The organism is Streptosporangium sp. NPDC050284, assembly GCF_044459525.1.
Classification (GTDB): Bacteria; Actinomycetota; Actinomycetes; order Streptosporangiales; family Streptosporangiaceae; genus Streptosporangium.
Genome location: NZ_JBITIZ010000026.1, coordinates 54,536 through 75,241 on the forward strand (window position 1 = coordinate 54,536; position 20,706 = coordinate 75,241).

Annotated in this window: 12 protein-coding genes and 1 pseudogene; 8 read left to right on the forward strand and 5 right to left on the reverse strand. The window is 68.7% G+C overall.

What is annotated here, in order from left to right; all coding sequences use genetic code 11:
• Nucleotides 1–109 precede the first annotated feature (109 nt).
• The 4 genes from ACIBH4_RS37015 to ACIBH4_RS37030 all read right to left on the reverse strand — a co-directional run bounded on the left by ACIBH4_RS37015 (nucleotide 110) and on the right by ACIBH4_RS37030 (nucleotide 8,630).
• Nucleotides 110–3,865 carry a multifunctional oxoglutarate decarboxylase/oxoglutarate dehydrogenase thiamine pyrophosphate-binding subunit/dihydrolipoyllysine-residue succinyltransferase subunit gene (locus tag ACIBH4_RS37015; protein WP_362521497.1) on the reverse strand — a complete coding sequence of 1,252 codons (3,756 nt, stop codon included), beginning with the start codon at nucleotides 3,863–3,865 and terminating at the stop codon, nucleotides 110–112.
• Nucleotides 3,866–4,058: 193 nt separating this feature from the next.
• On the reverse strand, nucleotides 4,059–4,724 hold the full coding sequence (locus ACIBH4_RS37020) for a phenylalanine--tRNA ligase beta subunit-related protein (RefSeq protein WP_362769037.1): 666 nt from the start codon (nucleotides 4,722–4,724) through the stop codon (nucleotides 4,059–4,061).
• A gap of 267 nt (nucleotides 4,725–4,991) precedes the next feature.
• Nucleotides 4,992–7,523 (reverse strand): glycoside hydrolase family 9 protein, encoded by a 2,532-nt coding sequence (locus tag ACIBH4_RS37025; RefSeq protein ID WP_362521458.1) that lies wholly within the window; start codon nucleotides 7,521–7,523, stop codon nucleotides 4,992–4,994.
• 216 nt (nucleotides 7,524–7,739) lie between these two features.
• Nucleotides 7,740–8,630: a glutathione S-transferase C-terminal domain-containing protein gene (locus ACIBH4_RS37030; protein WP_362521461.1), complete on the reverse strand. Its 891-nt coding sequence runs from the start codon at nucleotides 8,628–8,630 to the stop codon at nucleotides 7,740–7,742.
• A 297-nt stretch (nucleotides 8,631–8,927) separates the two neighbouring features.
• On the opposite strand from ACIBH4_RS37030, the gene ACIBH4_RS37035 reads away from it, so the two are divergent.
• The 3 genes from ACIBH4_RS37035 to ACIBH4_RS37045 all read left to right on the forward strand — a co-directional run bounded on the left by ACIBH4_RS37035 (nucleotide 8,928) and on the right by ACIBH4_RS37045 (nucleotide 10,860).
• A complete protein-coding gene (locus ACIBH4_RS37035) occupies nucleotides 8,928–9,716 on the forward strand; it encodes an ABC transporter ATP-binding protein (RefSeq protein WP_362769039.1) in 789 nt (262 codons plus the stop codon).
• Nucleotides 9,713–10,234, forward strand: coding sequence for an NAD(P)H-dependent oxidoreductase (locus ACIBH4_RS37040; RefSeq protein ID WP_362769042.1), 522 nt, complete (start codon nucleotides 9,713–9,715; stop codon nucleotides 10,232–10,234). Before ACIBH4_RS37035 ends, ACIBH4_RS37040 begins: the two co-directional genes overlap by 4 nt.
• Before the next feature lie 119 nt (nucleotides 10,235–10,353).
• Nucleotides 10,354–10,860 (forward strand): flavin reductase family protein, encoded by a 507-nt coding sequence (locus ACIBH4_RS37045; protein WP_362769044.1) that lies wholly within the window; start codon nucleotides 10,354–10,356, stop codon nucleotides 10,858–10,860.
• Between the two features lie 233 nt (nucleotides 10,861–11,093).
• Here ACIBH4_RS37045 and ACIBH4_RS37050 read toward each other — a convergent pair whose 3' ends face one another.
• Nucleotides 11,094–12,152: a dihydrodipicolinate reductase gene (locus ACIBH4_RS37050; RefSeq protein ID WP_362769047.1), complete on the reverse strand. Its 1,059-nt coding sequence runs from the start codon at nucleotides 12,150–12,152 to the stop codon at nucleotides 11,094–11,096.
• A 353-nt stretch (nucleotides 12,153–12,505) separates the two neighbouring features.
• On the opposite strand from ACIBH4_RS37050, the gene ACIBH4_RS37055 reads away from it, so the two are divergent.
• The 5 genes and pseudogenes from ACIBH4_RS37055 to ACIBH4_RS37075 all read left to right on the forward strand — a co-directional run.
• Nucleotides 12,506–13,402 carry an SDR family oxidoreductase gene (locus ACIBH4_RS37055; RefSeq protein ID WP_362769050.1) on the forward strand — a complete coding sequence of 299 codons (897 nt, stop codon included), beginning with the start codon at nucleotides 12,506–12,508 and terminating at the stop codon, nucleotides 13,400–13,402.
• A 475-nt stretch (nucleotides 13,403–13,877) separates the two neighbouring features.
• Nucleotides 13,878–17,402 (forward strand): ThuA domain-containing protein, encoded by a 3,525-nt coding sequence (locus tag ACIBH4_RS37060; protein WP_362521479.1) that lies wholly within the window; start codon nucleotides 13,878–13,880, stop codon nucleotides 17,400–17,402.
• Nucleotides 17,403–17,532: 130 nt separating this feature from the next.
• Entirely contained in the window at nucleotides 17,533–18,717 is a 1,185-nt protein-coding gene (locus ACIBH4_RS37065; RefSeq protein WP_362521482.1) for an ROK family protein, read from the forward strand.
• Nucleotides 18,718–18,731: 14 nt separating this feature from the next.
• Entirely contained in the window at nucleotides 18,732–20,243 is a 1,512-nt protein-coding gene (locus ACIBH4_RS37070) for a sugar ABC transporter ATP-binding protein (protein WP_399173706.1), read from the forward strand.
• 259 nt (nucleotides 20,244–20,502) lie between these two features.
• A pseudogene (locus ACIBH4_RS37075) lies at nucleotides 20,503–20,706 on the forward strand (ABC transporter permease); the annotation flags it as partial.

Sequence of the window (20,706 nt, forward strand, 5' to 3'; positions counted from 1 at the left end):
GACGCCGTGGTTCACCCTCGCGGTGACGCCCGCGACAACGGGGAAGTCCCCCGCAAGGGCTCCTGCGGGGGACTTCCGTGGTGATGCCTGTCTGGGACCCGTCGGTCGCCTAGTCGAAGATCTCGCCGAGCATCTGCTGCAGCTCGACCTCGTGGGTGGAGTGCGAGCCGGTCGCCGGGGAGGAGTTGGCCTTGCGGGAGACCCGCTTGATCGAACGCCCGCCGAAGACACCCGGATTCTCGGCCATCTTCAGTCCCAGGAAGGGCCACGGACCCATGTTGAGCGGCTCGTCCTGCGCCCACACCAGCTTGATGTCGGCGGAGTAGCGGCTCAGCTCGGCCTCCAGCGGGTCGCCGGGGAACGGGTAGAGCCGCTCGAGGCGGACGATCGCCACGTCGTTGCGGCCCTGCTTGTCGCGGGCCGCCGCGAGGTCGTAGTAGAGCTTGCCGGAGACCAGCACGACCTTGCGGACGTCGGCCGGGGGAGCCGTGGTGTCGCCGAGCACCGGCCGGAACGACCCCGAGGTGAAGTCGCTCACCGCCGAGATCGCCGCCTTGTGCCGCAGCAGCGACTTGGGCGTGAACACCACCAGCGGACGGTGCCGGTTCGACAGCGTCTGCCAGCGCAGCAGGTGGAAGTAGTTGGCCGGGAGCGTGGGCTGGGCCACGGTCATGTTGTCCTGGGCGCACATCTGCAGGAAGCGCTCGATGCGGGCCGAGGAGTGGTCGGGGCCCTGCCCCTCGTAGCCGTGCGGCAGCAGCAGGACGACGCCGGAGCGCTGGCCCCACTTCTGCTCACCCGAGGTGATGTACTCGTCGATGATCGACTGGGCGCCGTTGACGAAGTCGCCGAACTGCGCCTCCCAGGCGACCAGCGCCTCGGGCCGCTCCACGCTGTAGCCGTACTCGAAGCCGAGCGCGGCGTACTCGCTCAGCAGGGAGTCGTAGACGTAGAACTTCGTGGTGCCCTGGTTGAACGTCTTGAGCGGGGTGTGCTCCTCGCCCGTGACACGGTCGACCAGCACGGCGTGCCGCTGGGTGAACGTGCCGCGCCGCGAGTCCTGGCCGACGAGGCGGACCGGGTGGCCGTCGATCAGCAGCGAGCCGAAGGCGAGGGTCTCGCCCATCCCCCAGTCGATGCGGTCCTCGGCGACCATCTGCCCGCGACGCTGCAGCACCGGCAGCAGGCGCGGGTGGACGGTGAAGCCCTCGGGCATGTTGAGCTGGGTCTCCACGATCCGCTTGACGACCTCCTCGGAGACGGCCGTCTTGACGTCCTCGTGCGACCAGGGGACGGTCTCCATGTCGACCGGACGGGAGAACTCGCCCGTCGGGTCCTTGGCCGCCGCGCGGGTCTCGGCGAAGGCGTTCTCCAGCTTGGCCTGGTAGTCGCGGAGCGCGCCCTCGGCCTCCTCCACCGTGATGTCGCCCCGGCCGATCAGCGCCTCGGTGTAGAGCTTGCGGGTGGAGCGCTTGGCATCGATCAGGTCGTACATCAGCGGCTGGGTGAAGCCCGGGTTGTCGGACTCGTTGTGGCCGCGACGCCGGTAGCAGATGAGGTCGATCACCACGTCCTTGCGGAACGTCTGGCGGTACTCGAACGCGAGCCTGCCGACCCTGACCACGGCCTCGGGGTCGTCGCCGTTGACGTGGAAGATCGGGGCCTGGATCATCCGGGCCACGTCGGTGGCGTACACGCTGGAGCGCGAGCTGGCCGGGCTGGTGGTGAAGCCGACCTGGTTGTTGACCACGATGTGCACGGTGCCGCCGGTGCGGTAGCCCCGCAGCTGCGACAGGTTGAGCGTCTCGGCCACCACACCCTGGCCCGCGAAGGCCGCGTCGCCGTGGACGAGCACCGGCAGGACGGTGAAGCCCTCCTCGCCGCGCTCCAGGAGGTCCTGCTTGGCGCGGACCACACCCTCCAGGACCGGGTCGACCGTCTCCAGGTGGGAGGGGTTGGCCACGACCGAGGTCTTGAGCTTGGAGCCGTCGGGCGAGACGAAGTCGCCGCCGGCGCCCAGGTGGTACTTCACGTCACCGGAGCCGTGGGCGCTGCGCGGGTCGATGTTGCCCTCGAACTCGCCGAAGATCTGCCCGTACGACTTGCCGACGATGTTGGCGAGCACGTTGAGGCGCCCGCGGTGGGCCATGCCGATCACGGCCTCGTCGAGCCGCTCCTCGGCCGCGGAGCTCAGCACCGAGTCGAGCAGCGGGATCAGTGACTCGCCGCCCTCCAGCGAGAAGCGCTTCTGCCCGACGAACTTCGTCTGCAGGAACGTCTCGAACGCCTCGGCGGTGTTCAGCCGCTCCAGGACGCGCAGCTGCTCGGTGCGGTCGGGCTTGGCGTGCGGGCGCTCGACGCGGGCCTGGATCCAGGCCCGCTCCTCGGGGTTCTGCATGTGCATGTACTCGACGCCGATGGTGCGGCAGTAGGAGTCACGCAGCACGCCGAGGATCTCGCGCAGCTTCATCAGGGGCCGGCCGCCGAAGCCGCCGGTGGCGAACTCGCGCTCCAGGTCCCACAGGGTCAGGCCGTGCGACTTGATGTCGAGGTCGGGGTGCTTGCGCTGCTTGTACTCCAGCGGGTCGGTGTCGGCCATGAGGTGGCCGCGGACCCGGAAGGCGTGGATGAGCTCGATGACCCGGGCCGACTTCGCCACGTCGTCGTCGTGGGTGGTCGAGATGTCCTGGACCCAGCGGATCGGCTCGTACGGGATCCGGAGGGCTTCGAAGATCTCGTCGTAGAAGCCGTCCTCGCCGAGCAGCAGCCGGTGGACCTGCCGCAGGAAGTCGCCCGACTGGGCGCCCTGGATGATGCGGTGGTCGTACGTGCTGGTGATCGTCATGACCTTGCTCACCGCGAGGCGGGAGAGCGTGTCGGGGGAGGCCCCCTGGTACTCGGCGGGGTATTCCATCGCGCCGACGCCGATGATCGTGCCCTGTCCCGGCATCAGGCGCGGCACCGAGTGCACGGTGCCGATGGTGCCCGGGTTGGTCAGCGAGATCGTCGTGCCGCTGAAGTCGTCGACCCCCAGCTTGCCCGCCCTCGCCTTGCGCACGACCTCTTCGTAGGCGACCCAGAACTGGCGGAAGTCCATCCCCTCGGTCGCCTTGATCGACGGCACCAGGAGCTGGCGGGTGCCGTCGCTCTTGGCGACGTCGATGGCGAGGCCCAGGTTGACGTGCTCGGGCTTGACCAGCACCGGCTTGCCGTCGACCTCGGAGTAGGAGTGGTTCATCTCCGGCAGGACCTTGAGGGCCTTGATCACCGCGTAGCCGATGATGTGTGTGAACGACACCTTGCCGCCGCGACCGCGGGACAGGTGGTTGTTGATCACAATCCGGTTGTCGATGAGCAGCTTCGCCGGGACCGCGCGCACGCTGGTCGCCGTCGGGACAACGAGACTGGCCTCCATGTTGGCCGCGGTCCTCGCGGCGGCGCCGCGCAGTCGGACTTCCTCGGCACCGGCGGGGGCGGGCAACTGCGTCTCCTGCTTGGGTTGGGCGACCGGGGCGGGCTTGGCCGCCGCCGGTGCCGGGGTCGTCGCCGCGGGGGCCGGGGTGGCCCGAGCCGCGGCCGGAGGGGCCGAGGGCGCAGCGGGTGTCGGTGGAGCGGACGCGGCGGCGGCCGCCCCCTGGGATGCGGCGGCATCGCCCGAATGGGGTGCGGCTGCATCGCCGGACCCCGAACGGGGCGCGGCGGCACGGCCGGACCCCGAATCAGGGCTGTAGTCGGCAAAGAAGTTCCACCAGGCCCGGTCGACCGACTCGGGGTCCTGGAGGTACTTCTGGTACAGCTCGTCGACAAGCCATTCGTTCTGACCAAAGGCTGCCAGCGGGTTTGTCCGCGACGACTCAGACGACACGGCGGAAATCGCCCTCTTCCGCAGATCGGCGTTGATGATAGAGAACCTGTCCAAGGCTACTCGCCTTGGCTCGGACCTGCGCCAGTCTGACGGCAGCTTCCTTGGCGATCCTCTCAGTACGGGTTAAAACGGTCAGTCACCGGGTAACCGTTTACTCGCTCAGGCGCTGGTCAGCCCGGTACGGCGGGCGTGATCAGCTCGGCCAGAGCAGCCGGGACTCCACCCGTATCCCCGCAGTGACATCTTCGAGAAGCCCGGCCAACTCGTCCCCGGCCGCGCGAAGCTCCTCCGCCGACAGGGGCGCGAGCCGCTCCAGCAGGAACAGCGCGTCCGTCGTCTCCTCGGTGATCCGGGTGCGGACGCACTGCCGCCAGTTCCAGCGGCGGCAGGTGACGCCCCTGTCGTCGCGCCAGACGACCTCGCCGGCCTCCGGATGGTCGATCGCGGGCTCGCCCTTCTCGGCGACCTCGAACGGCTCGTCGCCGCTCGCGCGCACCAGCCTCGCCGTTCCCTCGTAGCGGGCGAGGTCCTCCCCGCCGATCGGCAGGCCGTGCCTGATGCTGATCGCGTTGTAGGCGTCGACCACCCGGTTGATCTCCGGTGGTGGCATCCGCCTGACCAGCGCGTCCACCGACGGCCTGGTCCGCTGCGGCTTCGCCCCGAACCCCCGGTAGGCCTCCCGCCACGACTCGATCCTCGGGTCGTCGATCGCCACGGCCTTCTCCGCCGCCTCCGCCAGCCAGGCCCGCGACCTGTCGTCGGTGGGCCCGTTGCGCAGCCCGTACACCCCCATCACCAGCACCCCGAAGTCGGGCCTGAGCGCGCTGACGGCGGGATCCACCCGGATGTCCTCGATCACGGCCCCAGTTTAGGGCGCCCCCGCCACCCTGAAGTGGCGTCAGGCGGCCGCGTGGGGGGTGAAGGTGACGTTCAACTCGGCGCCCGTCCGCTCCCACGTGTTGTGAGCCATGCCTGACTCAGTCCTGCTCGATCTCGATGACATATAGCCCCACGGTCCGTGGGGCTATATGTCATCGACCATATGATCCGTGATACCTTAACATTGATAAGCGCAGGTCACGGGCTCGGCTTCTAATTGTGGACGTATGGGCTCACATCGCACGGGTCACGTGCAGAGGCCGCCGTTGAGGAGGAAGCGGTCCGGTCGGGGGTTGGGGCCGGGGGCGTCGGCGCCGAGGAAGCCGAAGGTGATCGATCCGCCGGGCTTGATGGTCTTGTTCCAGGCGAGGTTCTTCGCGGTCACGGTCGCGCCGTCCTGGGTGATCGCGGTGCTCCAGTGCTGCCGTACGCTCTGGCCGCCCAGGAAGGACCAGCTGAGGGTCCAGCCGTCGATCGCCTCGGTCCCGTTGTTGGTGAGGGTGACCTGGGTGTTGAACCCGTCGGGCCACTGGCCGTGGTTGGTGTAGGTGACCTTGCACGTACCGGGGGCGGCGGCGGGGGTCTCGAGGTAGGAGGCGATCCAGGCGAGCGGGGAGTTCCAGTTGATCGTCAGCTCGTTGGTGGACCACGACTCGATGTCGTCGATGTAGCAGAACTGGGGCTTGCAGCCCTGCAGCTTGGCCTGGGCGACCGGGTCCTGGATGGAGGAGTTCGGGCCTCCGGCCAGGGTGCCGCGCGGCGGGTTGGGCAGGGACGGGTCGAGCTGGTGGGCGTACCAGCGGCTGTGCTGGTTCTTCGAGGCGACCTCGCCGTAGCCGGTCACGTACGACTGGTTGAGCGCGTTGCGGCCGAAGATGTAGTCCAGCCCCTCAAGCACCCCCTCGTGGTACTTCGCCTCGCCGCTCAGGTCGTGGGCGACGGCCATCACGACCATGTTGTTGATCACCTGGTGGCTGGAACCCCAGTCGTACTCCGCCGGGTTGTAGGGAACGCCGTACGGGTGGGCCTTCTGGACGGCGAGATACTTGTCCGCGCCCTCCAGGACCGACTCGCGGACCCGCGCCCGGTCGGGGAGCGCGTTGGGCACGGTCGCCAGCTGCATGCGGCCGAGCTGGGCGGTGTTGCCCCAGTCGAAGCCCCGGTCGCGCCAGATGTCGCCGGTGTGGTGCGGCGAGGCGAGCACGTAGTCCTTGAACTCCTTCTCGCCGGTGGCGAGGTAGAGCTCGGCGGCGGCCCAGTAGAACTCGTCGGTCACGTTGTCGTCGTTGTAGGCGCCGCCGCCCACCCCGTCGGCGGGGTCCGCGTACCGGGTGGGGTTCGCCTTCGCCGCCGCCCACGCCTTCTTCGCCGCGGCGAGGTTGCGCGCGGCGAACGCGGCGTCGTAGGGGGCGAAGAGACGGGCAGCCTGGGCCGCGGTGGCGGCCAGGTTGAGGGTGGCGGCTGTGGAGACCGGGTGCAGCTCGCGCGGCTGGGGGTCCAGGTGGGGCATGAGGGGCAGGCCGGTCCACGCGGCGTCGTGGATCTTGTGGTGGGCCATTCCCGCGTACGGCTTCCCGTCGGGGACCTGCATGCTGAGCAGGAACTCCTGCTCCCAGCGGGCCTCGTCGAGGATGTCGGGCACCCCGTTGCCGCTCTCGGGGATGTCGAGGTCGCCGTCCTTGTGGACGCCGTCGGTCTTGGCGCGCTCGAAGGCGGACATCAGCTGGTGGACGGAGACGCCGCCGTTGACGACGTACTTGCCGTGGTCGCCCGCGTCGTACCAGCCGCCCTTGACGTTCAGCGTGTAGTCGCAGACGCCCGGCTGGCAGGGCACCTCGATGTCACCCTGGTTGGGGGCGACCCCGATGTGCCCGGCGGGCCTTCCGTAGCCGGGGCGGAGCTCGTCGAGGATCGGGATGCCGCTGCGCTGGGTGTAGTAGAACTTCAGCGCGTCGGTCCTGAGGTCGCTGTAGACGTCCGCACCGATGTCGAAGGGCCGGCTGGTCTCGCCGTCGGCCTCCAAGGTGTAGCCGGTGCCGGGCGTGGTGACCGTGCCGAAGTCGATCGAGTGCACGTTCTGGCCCGAGCTCTCGTCGACACCGCGCGGGAGGGTGTCACCCTCGGCGACGGTCTCCCCGCCGCGCTTGAGCTTCCAGCCGGTCGACTCCGTCTTCTCGGTGACGAGGGTGGCGTTCTTCGGTCCTGAGGGCAGGTAGCCGACCATGTTCACCCGAACGCGGGGTCCGGTGTCCGGCTCGTAGACCTCGGGCTCGGCACCGCCCTTCAGTGAGACGTTGTCCACGCAGAACCTCCAGGGGGTGGCGCTGCCCCCGATTTGGAACGCCACCTGCCCGTTCGGCAGGTCCACGGGCGAGGTGAAGGTGTAGCGGTAGTCGTTACCGGACACGCTCAGCTCGGGGTTGGCCGCCAGATACTGCGTGTAGGGGTCCACCGGGAGCTGGACGAGGGCCTTGACCACCCGGCCGGGCGTCGCGATCCCGAAGAAGGAGAACTCGTACGTCTCGTCCTTGACCAGGGGGATGTCGTTCTGGCCGACGATGACGTCCCACGGGTTGACGGTGTTGCCGGGGACGTCGGCGCACAGGCGGCCGTCTTCGACCTCCAGCGTGGTGTTGCCGGTGCTCCACCAGGGGGCGGTACCGCTGTCGAAGGTGCCGTTCACGATCTGTTCCGGGCCGTCGGCCACTGCGGGCAGGGGGGTCAGGGTCACCAGGGTTACGGCCGTGGCGAGGGCGAGCCAGGCGGGAGGTCTGCGCACGGAGGATCCTTTGGGCGGGGGGAGGTTCCAGGTTGTGGGAGCGCGGGTCCGAGGATCCCGGTCGGAGAGATCCAAGTGGGAGCGCTCCCACAACCTGGATGCCCGATGTTTCCAGCGCGTTTCGCCGATCGTCAACCGCCACCCCTCCCAACCCGCCCGCCGACCGGGGGAATGACCGATTTGTCGGATGAAACTTTCACATCACCGTGGCCTCCCTCAGGGAGCGGTCCAGTCGATCTCCGGCCCTCGTGGCACGATCCCGCTGGGGTTGACGTTCGTCTGGGTCACGAAGTAGTGCCGCTTGATCTGATCGAAGTCGGTCGTGTCGCGGAACGCGGGGATGGCGTACAGCTCGCGGGCGTAGGCCCACAGGACCGGATAGTCGCTCAACCGCCGCACCGAGCACTTGAAGTGCGAGTTGTAGACGGCGTCGAACCTGGCGAGCGTCGGGTAGAGCCGCACGTCGCTTTCCGTGAGCGCGTCGCCGTGCAGGCGGCGGCGGGTGGACAGCCGCTCCTCAAGCAGGTCGAGCGTGGCGAACACATCGGTGACCGCCTCGTCGTACGCCTCCTGGGAGCGGGCGAACCCGGCACGGTAGACGCCGTTGTTGAGCCCCTGGAAGATCACCTCGTTGAGCGCGTCGATCTCCTCGCGCAGCTCCCGCGGGTAGAGGTCGGGTGCGCCCTCGGCGTGCCAGGGCGCGAAGGCCGTCTCCAGGGTGAGGGTGATCTGCGGGTAGTCGTTGGTGACCATGCGCCCGGCGGTGATGTCCCAGACGCAGGGCACCGTGTAGCGGCCCTCGTAGCCGGGGTCGGTCGCCAGATAGAGCTCGGAGAGATACTCCACCCCGGTCACCGGGTCGCCCCCGGGGATCCGCCAGCCCTTCTCGTCCCTGATCGGGTCGACGATCGTCACCCCGATCACCTCCCGCAGGCCCAGCAGTTCGCGGACGATGAGCGAGCGGTGCGCCCAGGGGCAGGCGTAGGAGGCGTAGATCTGGTAGCGGCCCGGCTCGGGCGGGTGCTCGCCGCCCTCCTCGATCCGCGTCGTGAACCGGTTCGGCTGCCTCTCGAAGCGGCCGCCGGAGATCTCCTTTTCCAGTTTCATCCTTCGACGGTACGTGACCTTCGGGGAGCGCGATCCGGCCGGTCGTACGTCCCTTGCGAGGTATTTCATGTACAACCAGTAGGAAATATTGACTTGGCGTCGAGTGGTGCGTAGTTTCTCTGCCATGGGCGTCTATCTGACTCGGTGCACGCACGTCGATCTCTGCCGCGTGTTCAGTGCGCAGTGTCCGTGATCACGAATCGACCCGCAGTCTCCTCCCATATCCCACAGGACGCATATCGTGATCAAGATCAGACATGTCCCCGCCCTCGGCGGCACCCGTCTCGGGGGTGCCCGATGAAGCTCAGAATCCAGGGGGTCGGCAAGAAGTTCGCCGGCCGTGACACCCGACGTTCCTTCGCCGCCCTCGCCGGCGTCGACCTCGACGTACGGGCGGGGGAGCTTCTCACCCTCGTCGGGCCGAGCGGCTGCGGCAAGTCCACCCTCCTCGACCTGATCGCGGGGCTCGCCGCCCCGACCGCCGGCCGGATCCTGCTGGACGGGACCCCCCTCGAAGGGCCCGGCCTCGACCGGGGGGTCGTCCTGCGGCAGTACGCGCTGTTCCCCTGGCGCACCGCGCTGTCCAACATCGAGTTCGCGCTGGAGGGCAGGGCCGCCACGAGGCGGGAGCGCGCCGACCTGGCCAGGGAGTATCTGGACCTGGTGGGGCTGGGCGGCCTCGGCGACCGCTACCCCCACGAGCTCGCCCACGGCATGCCCCAGCGCGTCGCCATCGCCAGGAGCCTCGCGACGGATCCGGCCCTGCTGCTGCTCGACGAGCCGTTCGCCGCGCTGGACGCCGGGACCCGGGAGTCGCTCCAGGAGGAGCTGCTACGAATCTGGCAGAAGACCGGCACGACGCTCCTGTTCACCACCCGGAGCATCGACGAGGCCGTCTATCTCGGCCAGAGGGTCGCGGTGATGACCTCCCGGCCCGGCCGGATCCGGGGGGTGGTCGAGGTGGACCTCGGCCCCCGCGAAGGTGCCCCGAGGGCTGGTTCCCGCTTCGGCGAGTACCGCCACGAGGTGTGGAGACTTCTCCGTTCCGACATCGACCATGACCAGAAAGCGCCGGTGGCCTCATGAGCGTCGTGACCGTGGTGGGAAACCCTCGACCGGGATCGCGCACCCTCGCGGTGGCCGTACGGGCGGCGGAGACCGTCGCCCTGCGGATCGGGGACGGGGAGGCTCCGGAGGTCGTCGACCTGGCGGTCCTCGCCCCGCTGCTGTTCGCCCCCGAGACGGTGCCGGAGGTGAAGGCCGCGCTGGAGCTGGTCGCCGGGGCCGACGTGCTGGTGGTGGCGAGCCCGACCTACAAGGCCACCTACACCGGCCTGCTCAAGGTCTTTCTCGACCGGCTGCCGGGTGGCGCGCTCGCCTCCGCCGTCGCACTCCCGCTCCTGGTGATGGGTGACGCCAAACACTCGCTCGCGGTGGAGGTCCACCTCCGGCCGCTGCTGGTGGAGCTCGGCGCGACCGTTCCCACCCCGGGCCTCGCGCTGCTGGAGTCGCGGATTCCCGACCTCGACGCCGTCCTCGGCCCGTGGGTCGACCGGGTCGGCCCGCAGGTGGTCGCGGCCTTCGGGGAAAGGGTCCGTACGTGACATCGGGAAGAGATGACGGACGTAATGGGTTCTGAAAGGTGTCCTTTGTTCCTCGGAGGGGGAAAAGTGACCAAGTGGAGCATCTTGGTAGCACCCCACATCGTCATGAGCGAGGTTTCATGACCGAGACACTGTCGAGCCGCGCGGTCGACGCGGAGAGCTTCCGGCGGGCGCTCGCCGTCCACGCGGCCGGGGTCGTCGTCGTCACCGCGCAGGTCGACGGCACCCCGGTCGGGCTCACCGCTACCTCGTTCTCGTCCGTGAGCCTCGCGCCCCCGCTCGTCTCCTTCTACGTGGACCGATCCTCCACCACCTGGCCCCGGCTCAGGCAGGCCGATCACTTCGCGGTGAACGTCCTGGCCAGCGACCAGGCCGAGGTGGCCTCGCGTTTCGCCAGGAAGGGCGTCGACCGCTTCGCCGCTCCCACCTCCTGGACCCCCGGGCACCTGGGCGCCCCACTGCTGGGCGGTGTCTCGGCCCACCTGGTCTGCGCTCCCCACTCCACCGTCGACATCGGCGACCACGTCCTCGTCGTCGGGCTCGTCATCGAGACCGGCCTCGAACCCGGCGGGCGCCCGCTCCTGTATCACCAGGGCCGCTTCGGGCGTTTCATCCCGCACCCCTGATTCTTCGGGAATTCTCCGGCCGGGCTCGCGGGAACGTCTCACGGGCCTGGCCGGCGAGGGCGGTGAAACAGGGAACCGGGAGCCGGGAAAACGGGAAAAACACGGTGCGGAGCCGGTGATCGTCACGGGTGATCAGCATGTTGACGCATCCACAAATGCGCTTATATCCGTTTATTCGGTAAAGGTGCTAAGTGTCGCTCTGGGGATGCCTCGGAGGGGGCCGAGGAGGATCCTCAGGCGAGGCGGACGGTGCCCCGGCCGGTGACGAGGGGGAGATCCAGCGCGGTGTGGATGCCCGGTGGGGCGGCGCAGAGGGCGGCGACGGAGTTGACGGCGTGGGCGGCGGCGCCGGCCAGGCCGTGGGAGATCTCGTCGACCGTGAGCATCAGCTGGGGCACGCCCTCGATGTGGACGCTGAAGCCGGGGTCGGCCCAGCGTCGCACCCGGGTGGCGTCGGCCTTGTAGACGCACTCCACGGTCATGAAGGGACGGCCACGGACCAGCCCGCTGAACATCCAGCGGGAGGCGCACACGGTGCCCGCCCTGACCGGTCCCGCGGCGATCTCGAACTCCTCTGAGGCGAGCTCGAACTCGTCGCTCTCCTCGACCTCGTCGAGGGCCACGCCGAGGTTGTCGGCCACGAACTGGACGCTCTCGGCGAACAGCGAGCGCTGGAAGGCGCGGAAGGGGCGCACCGCGGCGACGTAGTCCTTGGCCGAACGCGTGAAGCCGAACAGATCCACCACGATCTGCCGGGACGGGTGGCCCCGGAAGTCGGACGACTCCCGGACGTAGATGTGGTCGACGCGGCTGGACAGGCCGGTCAGCGTGAGCGGCAGCATGTCGCTCATGAAGCCCGGGTTGACACCGGTGCCGTGCAGGGACGATCCCCCCGCACGGCAGGCGGCCTCCAGCCGCTCCACCACCCCGGGGCCGTGGCACTTGGGATACACGAACCCGGTGGTGGTGATGACGTTCTTGCCGGTGGCGAGCAGCGCGCAGATGGTCTCCACGTCGCTCGGATGCTCCCCGCCGAAGTAGGACGCCGGCAGGGGCATGTGCAGCACGCAGTCGGCCTTCGTGGCGAGAATCTCCTCGACGTCGTCGGTGCAGATGACACCGGCCTCGGGAAGCCCCACGAGGGTCCCCGCGTCCTGTCCCACCTTGTCCGGGTCGTAGACCAGAACCCCGGCGAGTTCGAATTCCGGCCGGGTGATCAGGCTGCGCAGGGAGTATCTGCCGACGGCGCCCGTGGCCCACTGGACCACGCGCAGGGGCGGCGACAAGGACATATAGGGCCTCCAGCCCAAAATATTGGGCGGGGCCTTACTGGGAAAAAGTGAGGGGTGTTGTCGTTGACCCTCGCCCGTGTGAGGCAAAAACTTTAGCAGAAATTAACACGGGTGCTTACTGTGCGCAATGATCTCAGGCATTTTTGGTTACCGTTGCGCGCCTTTCTCGGTAATGGTCCCCATGGTGGTGTCGAGGGGGCCGCCGACGACTCGCCCCGGTTTCGCGAGCGGTGTCCGGGAAGATTTCCCGGACACCGTCGTGGGGTGACCTCCGAGGGGGCCCATGGCATCGCGAGGGTCGGGCGGGCTATTGTTCAGACGACTAGAATTATGTTCTCGTGGGAGGATTGCGGATGTCAGAGCTGCGGTTTGACGGCAGGGTCGCGGTCATCACCGGCGCGGGGCACGGACTCGGCCGCTCGCACGCGCTGTCGCTCGCCGAGCGCGGCGCGAAGGTGGTCGTCAACGACCTGGGCGGGGCGCTGGACGGCACCGGTGCCTCCGCGGGCCCGGCCGCCGAGGTGGTCGAGCTGATCAGGAAGGCCGGCGGGGAGGCGACCGCCAGCACCGACAACGTCGCGACCCCCGAGGGGGCCCAGGCGATCGTGCGGACCGCGATCGACACCTACGGGCGGCTGGACATCGTCGTCAACAACGCGGGCATCCTGCGGGACAGGTCTTTCGGCAAGATGAGCGTCGAGGAGTTCGACCAGGTCCTCGCCGTCCACGTCCGCGGCTCCTTCCTGGTCAGCCGGGCGGCCTTCCCGTACCTCAAGGAGCAGGGATACGGCCGCATCGTCAACACCAGTTCGCCGGCCGGGCTGTTCGGAAACTTCGGCCAGGCCAACTACTCCACCGCCAAGATGGGGCTGGTCGGCCTCACCAAGACGCTCGGCATCGAGGGTGCCAGGGCCGGGATCAAGGCCAACGCGATCGCGCCGATCGCCTGGACCCGGATGACCGAGGAGCTCCTGCCCGCGGAGTTCGAGGCCAAGTTCACCGCGGAGCGGGTCAGCGCTTTGGTGACCTTCCTGGCGCACGAGGCCTGCGAGACCAGCGGCGAGGTCTTCAGCGTCGGTGGCGGCCGGATCGCGCGGGTGTTCGTGGCCGAGGGGCCCGGCTGGCGGCAGGACGACCACACCGTGGAGGACATCCGGGACAACTGGGAGGCGATCCTCGCCGAGCAGCCGTACCTCACCCCGACGACACTCGGCGAGCAGGCGACCGCCTCGATGAAGGCGATGCTCTGAGCGTCGCACGCTGACCGCCTGACCGCCTGACCGCCTGACCGCCTGGCCGTGATGGCCGTGATGGCCGGGCGGGGACGTGTGGACGGCCGGACGTTCGTCGAAGGGCGCTCTCTGGGAGAGCGCCCTTTTTGTTGTCCCGGGGTGGTTTCGGGGCGGTTTCTAGGTTGGTTTGGGATGACCAAAAACGGGTCGGGCGATGCGGGATTCGAATGAGTCACTCGGTGGGGCCTGAAGGGACTGCCTGGACGGAGCCGCTTTCGCCGTGCGGAGCGCGTCTTTCTGCCTTGACTGGACAATCTTTTGCTTGACTGTCGTCAGAACTCATCCTTACCATCCTGAAATGGAGAGGAAATAAGCCAGAAACCACCAGGCTTTTCGACTTTTTGCCGCTCTCTCCCGGCATCGTCACACCGTTCGGCCCATCAGGGCCGCCCGGGTCGTTTCGCATGTCCTTCTTAACCCCCCAGGAGATTCCATGCGCCGCCAGCTCACCGCCTTAATGGTCCCCATCCTGCTCCTGTTATCCGTGGTCTCCGGGGTCTCGATGGCCTCGGCGAACGCGGGAGCCGCGAAGGCGGCCGCCTTCCGGGTGCTGCTGTTCACCGAGACCGCCGACTACGTGCACGCGTCGATCCCGTCCGGCATCACGATGGTTCAGCAACTCGCCGCCGCCAACGACTTCGAGGTCGTCCAGTCCGCGAACTCGAGCGTGTTCAGCGACGCGGGCCTGGCGGGCTTCAACGCGATCATCATGTTGCAGAACTCCGGCATGGTCTGGGACAACGACGCCCAGCGTCAGGCCATGCAGAGGTACGTCAACAACGGTGGCGGGATCGTCGCGATCCACAACACCACGGACATGAACATCGAGACGCAGTTCCCCTGGTGGGACCAGCTCATCCTGGGCGGCGCGCACATGACCGCGCACTCCAACATCCTGCAGGGCACCGCGAAGGTCCTCGACAAGAAGCACCCCTCCACCGTGGGCCTGCCCGACCGCTGGACGCGTACCGAGGAGTGGTACAACTTCAGCAAGAACATGCGGGGCGACGTCCACGTCCTGGTCGCCGCCGACGAGAGCACCTACGACGCCGGCGGAAACAAGATGGGCCCCGACCACCCGATCTCCTGGTGCCGTAGCACCGAGGGCGGGCGCGTGTGGGCGACCGCGATGGGGCACGAGAGCGCCTCCTACAACGAGGCCAACTTCCGTCAGCACGTGCTCGGCGGCGTCAAGTGGGCGGCGGGCAACGCCGCGGGCGATTGCGGCGGCACCGTGTGGAACCGGTACCAGAAGGTGACGCTCGACAGCGCGCCCGACCAGCCGATGGGCCTGGACATCGCTCCCAACGGCGACGTCTACTACATCGCCCGTTCCGGCAAGCTCATGCTCATCCGCAAGAGCAACGGCCAGATCGTCACCACCGGCACGCTGAGCGTCTACACCGGCGGTGAGGACGGGCTGATCGGCCTGGCCCTGGACCCGAACTTCGCGACGAACCGCTGGGTCTACCTCAACTACTCGCCGACCGGTTCCGCGGCGATCAACCAGGTCTCCCGGTTCACCCTGAACGGCGACACCCTGGACATGTCCAGCGAGAAGAAGCTCCTCTCCATCCCCGCGACCAGGGTCGACGAGCCGGGGCACACCGGCGGGTATCTCACCTTCGGGCCGGGCGGGAATCTCTACATCGGCGTCGGCGACGACATCAACCCCTTCGCCTCCGACGGGTACGCGCCGATCGACGAGCGTTCCGGCCGCTCCAACTTCGACGCGCAGAAGACCAGCGCCAACACCAACGACCTGCGCGGCAAGATCCTGCGGATCCACCCGGAGAGCAACGGCACCTACACGATCCCCTCGGGCAACATGTTCGCGCCGGGCACCGCGCAGACCCGTCCGGAGATCTACGCGATGGGCTTCCGTAACCCGTTCAGGTTCTCGGTGGACTCCGAGACCGGCTGGATCTCGGCGGCCGACTACGGCCCCGACGCGGGGTCGGCCAACGCCAACCGCGGGCCCGAGGGCACCGTGGAGTGGAACCTGATCAAGTCGCCCGGCTTCTACGGCTGGCCGTACTGCGTGGGCAACAACATCCCGTTCAACGACTACAACTTCGCCACCTCCACCTCGGGGGCGAAGTTCAACTGCTCGGCGCCGGTCAACACCTCGCCCAACAACACGGGCATGACGAACCTGCCCGCGGTCAAGCCCGCCACCGTCTGGTACAACTACCACCTCGTGCCCGAGTGGCCGGAGATGGGCAACGGCGGCGGCGCGGCCCCGATGGGCGGGCCGTTCTACCACTACGACGCGGCGAACCCCTCGGAGACGAAGTTCCCCGCCTACTTCGACGACACCCCGTTCTTCTACGAGTGGAGCCGCAACTACCTGATGGAGATGCGGCTGGACGGCAGCGGCAACATGCTGAAGACCAACCGCTTCCTGTCCAACCTCGGGTTCAGGTCGCCGCTGGACATGAAGTTCGGCCCCGACGGCGCGATGTACCTCATCGAGTGGGGGGTCGGCTACGGCGGCACCAACCCCGACGACGGCGTCTACCGCATCGACTACATCAACGGCGGCTCTCGCGCCCCGGTCGCGAAGGCGAGCGGGACGCCCACCTCCGGCCAGGCACCGCTCACCGTCCAGTTCTCCTCGGCGGGCTCGGCCGACCCGGACGGGGACGCGTTCACCTACGCGTGGGACTTCACCAGCGACGGCACGACCGACTCCACCGCGGCGAACCCCTCGTTCACCTACACCACCACCGGCAACTACACCGCCAAGCTCACGATCACCGATCCGTCGGGCAAGAAGGGCTCGGCGACGGTGCCGATCACGGTCGGCAACACCGCACCGGTGGTGAGGTTCGGCTCGCCGCCCGACGGCACGGCCATCAACTTCGGTGACTCGGTGCCGTACACGGTGACCGTGACCGACCCCGAGGACGGCACGATCGACTGTTCCAAGGTCACGGTGGTCACGGCGCTCGGCCACGACACCCACAGCCACGACACCGGCCAGTTCACCGGCTGCTCGGGGACCGTGGTGACCACGAACTCGGGTCACGATGCCGACGCCAACACCTTCTACGTCCTCACCGCGACCTACACCGACAAGGGCGGCCTGTCCAGTACCGCGAACCTGATCCTGCAGCCCAGGCAGAAGCAGGCCGAGTACTTCACCGGCTCGTCCGGGGTGAGGATCGTCGACCAGGCCGGCGCGCAGAACGGCAAGCGTGTCGGTGACATCTCCAACAACGACTGGATCTCCTTCTCGCCGATGAGCGTCCAGGGGGTGGCGTCGGTGAGCTACCGGCTCTCCTCCGCCTCGGCCGGTGGCTCCATCGAGCTGCGCGCGGGTTCGCCCACGGGGCAGCTGCTCGCCACCACATCCGTGCCGAACACCGGCGGCTGGAACAACTACCAGCAGACGGCCGCCACCTCCGTGTCGGCGCTGACGGGCAGCCAGACGCTGTACCTGGTGTTCAAGCACCCGACGGCGAACCAGTTCGACCTCGACTCCTTCACCCTGAACGCGACGGGAGGCACGACCGAGGGACCCGTGGCAGGCGGCGTCTACCGGCTGACCGCCGTGCACAGCTCCAAGGCGGCCGATGTGGAGGGCCAGTCCACGGCCGACGGGGCCAGGGTGCTCCAGTGGACGGCCGGCAGCGGCACGAACCAGCAGTGGAGGTTCACCGCCGCGGCGGGCGGCGCCTTCACCCTCACCGGTGTCCAGAGTGGCAAGTGCCTGGACGTGAACGGCGCCTCCACCGCGTCGGGAGCGACGATCATCCAGTGGACCTGCCACAGCGCCGCCAACCAGCAGTGGAAGTTCGCCGCAGGGACCAACGGCGCCTGGAAGATCACCTCGGCCGCGAGCAACCTGTGTCTCGAGGTGCCTGGCGCCTCGACCGCGGACGGCACGCAACTCACCCAGGCCACCTGCGGAACCGGTAACAACCAGCAGTGGAGGCTCACCCGGGTGAGCTGACGGGAGTGGTCAAGTTCGCCGACTTTTGCTGATAGCTGCAAAAGTCGGCGAACCGTTAGGTAAAAGTGATTCACAAATCCATCTAAAGAGGGTTAGCTTCTGCACACCTGCTCGGAACAGGGAGGGTGTCGTGAAGCGGACCGTCGCTCGGCCGGAGAACGCGTACCAAGCCGCGCTTCTCCGGCTGCTGCGCGAGAGGGCGCGTTCGCGCGCCGAACTCGGTGACGTGACCGCCCTGTCGCGCTCCCGGCTCAACCTGGAACTCGACCGGCTCATCGAGCTGGGCCTGGCCGAGCAGGCGGGGCTCGCGGCCTCGCGCGGCGGGCGCAGGTCCGGCCTGGTGCGGCTCTCCGGAGACCTCCGCTTCGCCGGTGTCGACATCGGCGCCACCTCGATCGACGTGGTCGTCACCGACGGCGAGCTGGAGATCCTCGGCCACCTGAGCGAGCGGTGCGACGTGCGCGACGGCCCCGTGGCCGTGCTCGACCAGGCGATGGAGATGATCGCCAAGCTGGGTGAGCAGGGACTGTTCACCCAGCTGCACGGCGCGGGGATCGGCCTTCCCGGGCCGGTCAGCTTCCGGGAAGGGGTGCCGGTCGCCCCCCCGATCATGCCCGGCTGGGACCGCTACCCCGTCAGGGAGGCGGTCGGCCAGGCTCTCGGCTGCCCCGCCGTGGTCGACAACGACGTCAACATCATGGCCCTCGGCGAGCTCCACGCCGGGCTGGCCAGGCAGGTGGACGACTTCCTGCTCGTCAAGATCGGCACCGGCATCGGCTGCGGGATCGTGGTGGACGGCAAGATCTACCGGGGGGTCTCCGGCAGCGCGGGCGACATCGGCCACATCCGCGTCGACGACCAGGGTCCCGTCTGCGCCTGCGGCAACGTCGGCTGCCTGGAGGCCTACTTCGGCGGGACCGCCCTCGCCAGGGAGGCCACGGCCATCGCCGGACGCTCGGTCTATCTGGGCCGGCGCCTCGAAGAGACGGGCACCCTCACCGCCGAGGACGTCGCCACGGCCGCCGAGATGGGCGACGCCCACGCGGTACGGCTCATCCGCGACGGCGGGCGCAGGGTCGGCACGGTGCTGGCCGGGCTCGTCAGCTTCTTCAACCCCGGCCTCGTGATCATCGCGGGAGGGGTGGCCCAGCTGGGTCACCTCCTCCTGGCGGAGATCAGGAGCGTCGTCTACCGGCGGTCGCTGCCCCTGGCGACCGGCAACCTGCCCATCGTGCTCTCGGAGCTGGGACCCGACGCCGGCGTGGTCGGCGCGGCCAGGCTCAGCAGCGACCACGTCTTCTCGGCCCCACGATGAACCAGCGAGGCCCCATGTCGGAAGTCACCCCCCTGCTCCTCATGCGAGGGATCGTCAAGCAGTTCCCCGGAGTGCGCGCCCTGGACGGCGTCGACCTGGAAGTGCTGCCCGGCGAGGTGCACTGTCTGCTCGGCCAGAACGGTGCCGGGAAGTCCACCCTGATCAAGACCCTGGCCGGTGCCCACCAGCCCGACGAGGGGACGATCACGCTGAACGGCGAGGAGGTGCGGCTGTCGAGCCCGACCGCGGCGATCAGGCTCGGGATCACCACGATCTATCAGGAGCTCGACCTGGTGGACGGGCTGAGTGTGGCCGAGAACGTGTTCCTGGGTCATGAGCCGGCCCGGATGGGGTTCGTGAGCCGCGGGGAGGCGGCGCGGGCGACGCGGGAGTTGCTGGCGCGGCTGGGGCACGCGGAGATCCGCCCGTCGCTGGAGGTGGGGCGATTGTCCCCGGCGGCCAAGCAGGTGGTGAGCATGGCGCGGGCGCTGTCGCACGACACGCGGTTGATCATCATGGACGAGCCGTCGGCGGCGCTCGCCCATGACGAGGTGGGCAACCTGTTCCGGATCATCCGGGAGCTGACCTCGCAGGGGGTGGCGGTGGTCTACATCTCGCATCGGCTGGAGGAGATCCGCGAGATCGGGGATCGGGTGACGGTGCTGAAGGACGGTCGCACGGTCGCGGTGGGCCTGCCGGCCAAGGAGACGCCGACCTCGAAGGTGGTGTCGCTGATGACCGGCCGCAACGTCGAGTACGTCTTCCCGCCACGCCGCACGGAACCCGCCGCGGGGAACGAGGTGCTGCGGGTCGAGAACCTCACCGTCCCCGGCCACGTCTCCGATGTGTCGTTCTCGGTGCGGGCGGGGGAGATCGTGGGGCTGGCCGGTCTGGTCGGCTCGGGCCGTTCGGAGATCATCGAGGCGGTGTACGGGGCGCGGCGGTTTTCCGGGCAGGTGATGCTGGAGGGCAAGGTGGTGCGCCGGCGCGGTGGGACGACCGGTGCGGTGCGTCTGGGGATGGGATTGGCGCCCGAGGAGCGCAAGGCGCAGGCGTTGCTGCTGGATCAGAGCGTGTCGCGCAACATCAGCCTGGCGAGTCTGGGCCGGTATTCGCGGCTGGGCTGGATGGATCGGCGTCGTGAGGCGGCGGACGCGCGGGAGATGGTGCGGGCGCTGGACATGCGGCCGGCTGATCCGGAGCGGCCGATCAAAACGTTGTCGGGTGGTAACCAGCAGAAGGCGGTGCTGGCCCGGTGGTTGCTGAACGATCGCAAGTTGTTGTTGCTGGACGAGCCGACCCGCGGGGTGGATGTGGGGGCTCGGGCGGAGTTGTACGCGCTGGTGCGGCGGCTGGCCGATGAGGGGATCGGGGTGTTGCTGGTCTCCAGCGAGGTTCCCGAGGTTCTGGGGCTGGCCGATCGGGTGCTGGTGTTGCGTGAGGGCCGGGTCATTCGTGAGGCCGGTGCCGGTGAGCTGGACGAGCACGCCGTCCTCGACATGATCATGGAGGGGAGCGCCCTGTGACCGGCTTCCTCCCCGGGATGCCGGGGACCCCCGCCTCTCCGGTGAACCCCGCACACGCGGGAGACCCCCGACGCACCAGGAGCGCCGGGCCCCCTGGACGCGCCGGGAGCCTCGCACGCGCCGAGGATCCCGTGCACGCCGGGAGCCTCGCACGCGCCGAGGACCCCGTACACGCCGGGACTAGCGAAAGGAACCGACAGGTCTTCATGGACGTCATCTCTCTCCGTTCCGGAGCCCCGACGAGCGCGGCGGTGCTCCGGTGAAGCCGCCCGTGGACGAGCACGACCGCGTCAAGACACCCGCCCGCGAACCCGCCGCGAAGAGCCCTCTCGCCCGTCTCGGCGAGACGCGCCACCTCGGGTTGGTGGTCGCGCTGGTGATGCTGGCGGTGGTGGGTCTGGTCACGGTGCCCGACACCTTCGCCACGACCTCGAACATGGTGAGCATCCTGTCGCTGGCGGCG

Bases quoted from the DNA above. Each gene is read 5' to 3' on its own strand.
- ACIBH4_RS37030 (WP_362521461.1), bottom strand. From the start codon at position 8,630: ATGAAACTGGAAAAGGAGATCTCCGGCGGCCGCTTCGAGAGGCAGCCG.
- ACIBH4_RS37045 (WP_362769044.1), top strand. From the start codon at position 10,354: ATGACCGAGACACTGTCGAGCCGCGCGGTCGACGCGGAGAGCTTCCGG.
- ACIBH4_RS37035 (WP_362769039.1), top strand. From the start codon at position 8,928: ATGAAGCTCAGAATCCAGGGGGTCGGCAAGAAGTTCGCCGGCCGTGAC.
- ACIBH4_RS37070 (WP_399173706.1), top strand. From the start codon at position 18,732: ATGTCGGAAGTCACCCCCCTGCTCCTCATGCGAGGGATCGTCAAGCAG.
- ACIBH4_RS37040 (WP_362769042.1), top strand. From the start codon at position 9,713: ATGAGCGTCGTGACCGTGGTGGGAAACCCTCGACCGGGATCGCGCACC.
- ACIBH4_RS37055 (WP_362769050.1), top strand. From the start codon at position 12,506: ATGTCAGAGCTGCGGTTTGACGGCAGGGTCGCGGTCATCACCGGCGCG.
- ACIBH4_RS37050 (WP_362769047.1), bottom strand. From the start codon at position 12,152: ATGTCCTTGTCGCCGCCCCTGCGCGTGGTCCAGTGGGCCACGGGCGCC.
- ACIBH4_RS37060 (WP_362521479.1), top strand. From the start codon at position 13,878: ATGCGCCGCCAGCTCACCGCCTTAATGGTCCCCATCCTGCTCCTGTTA.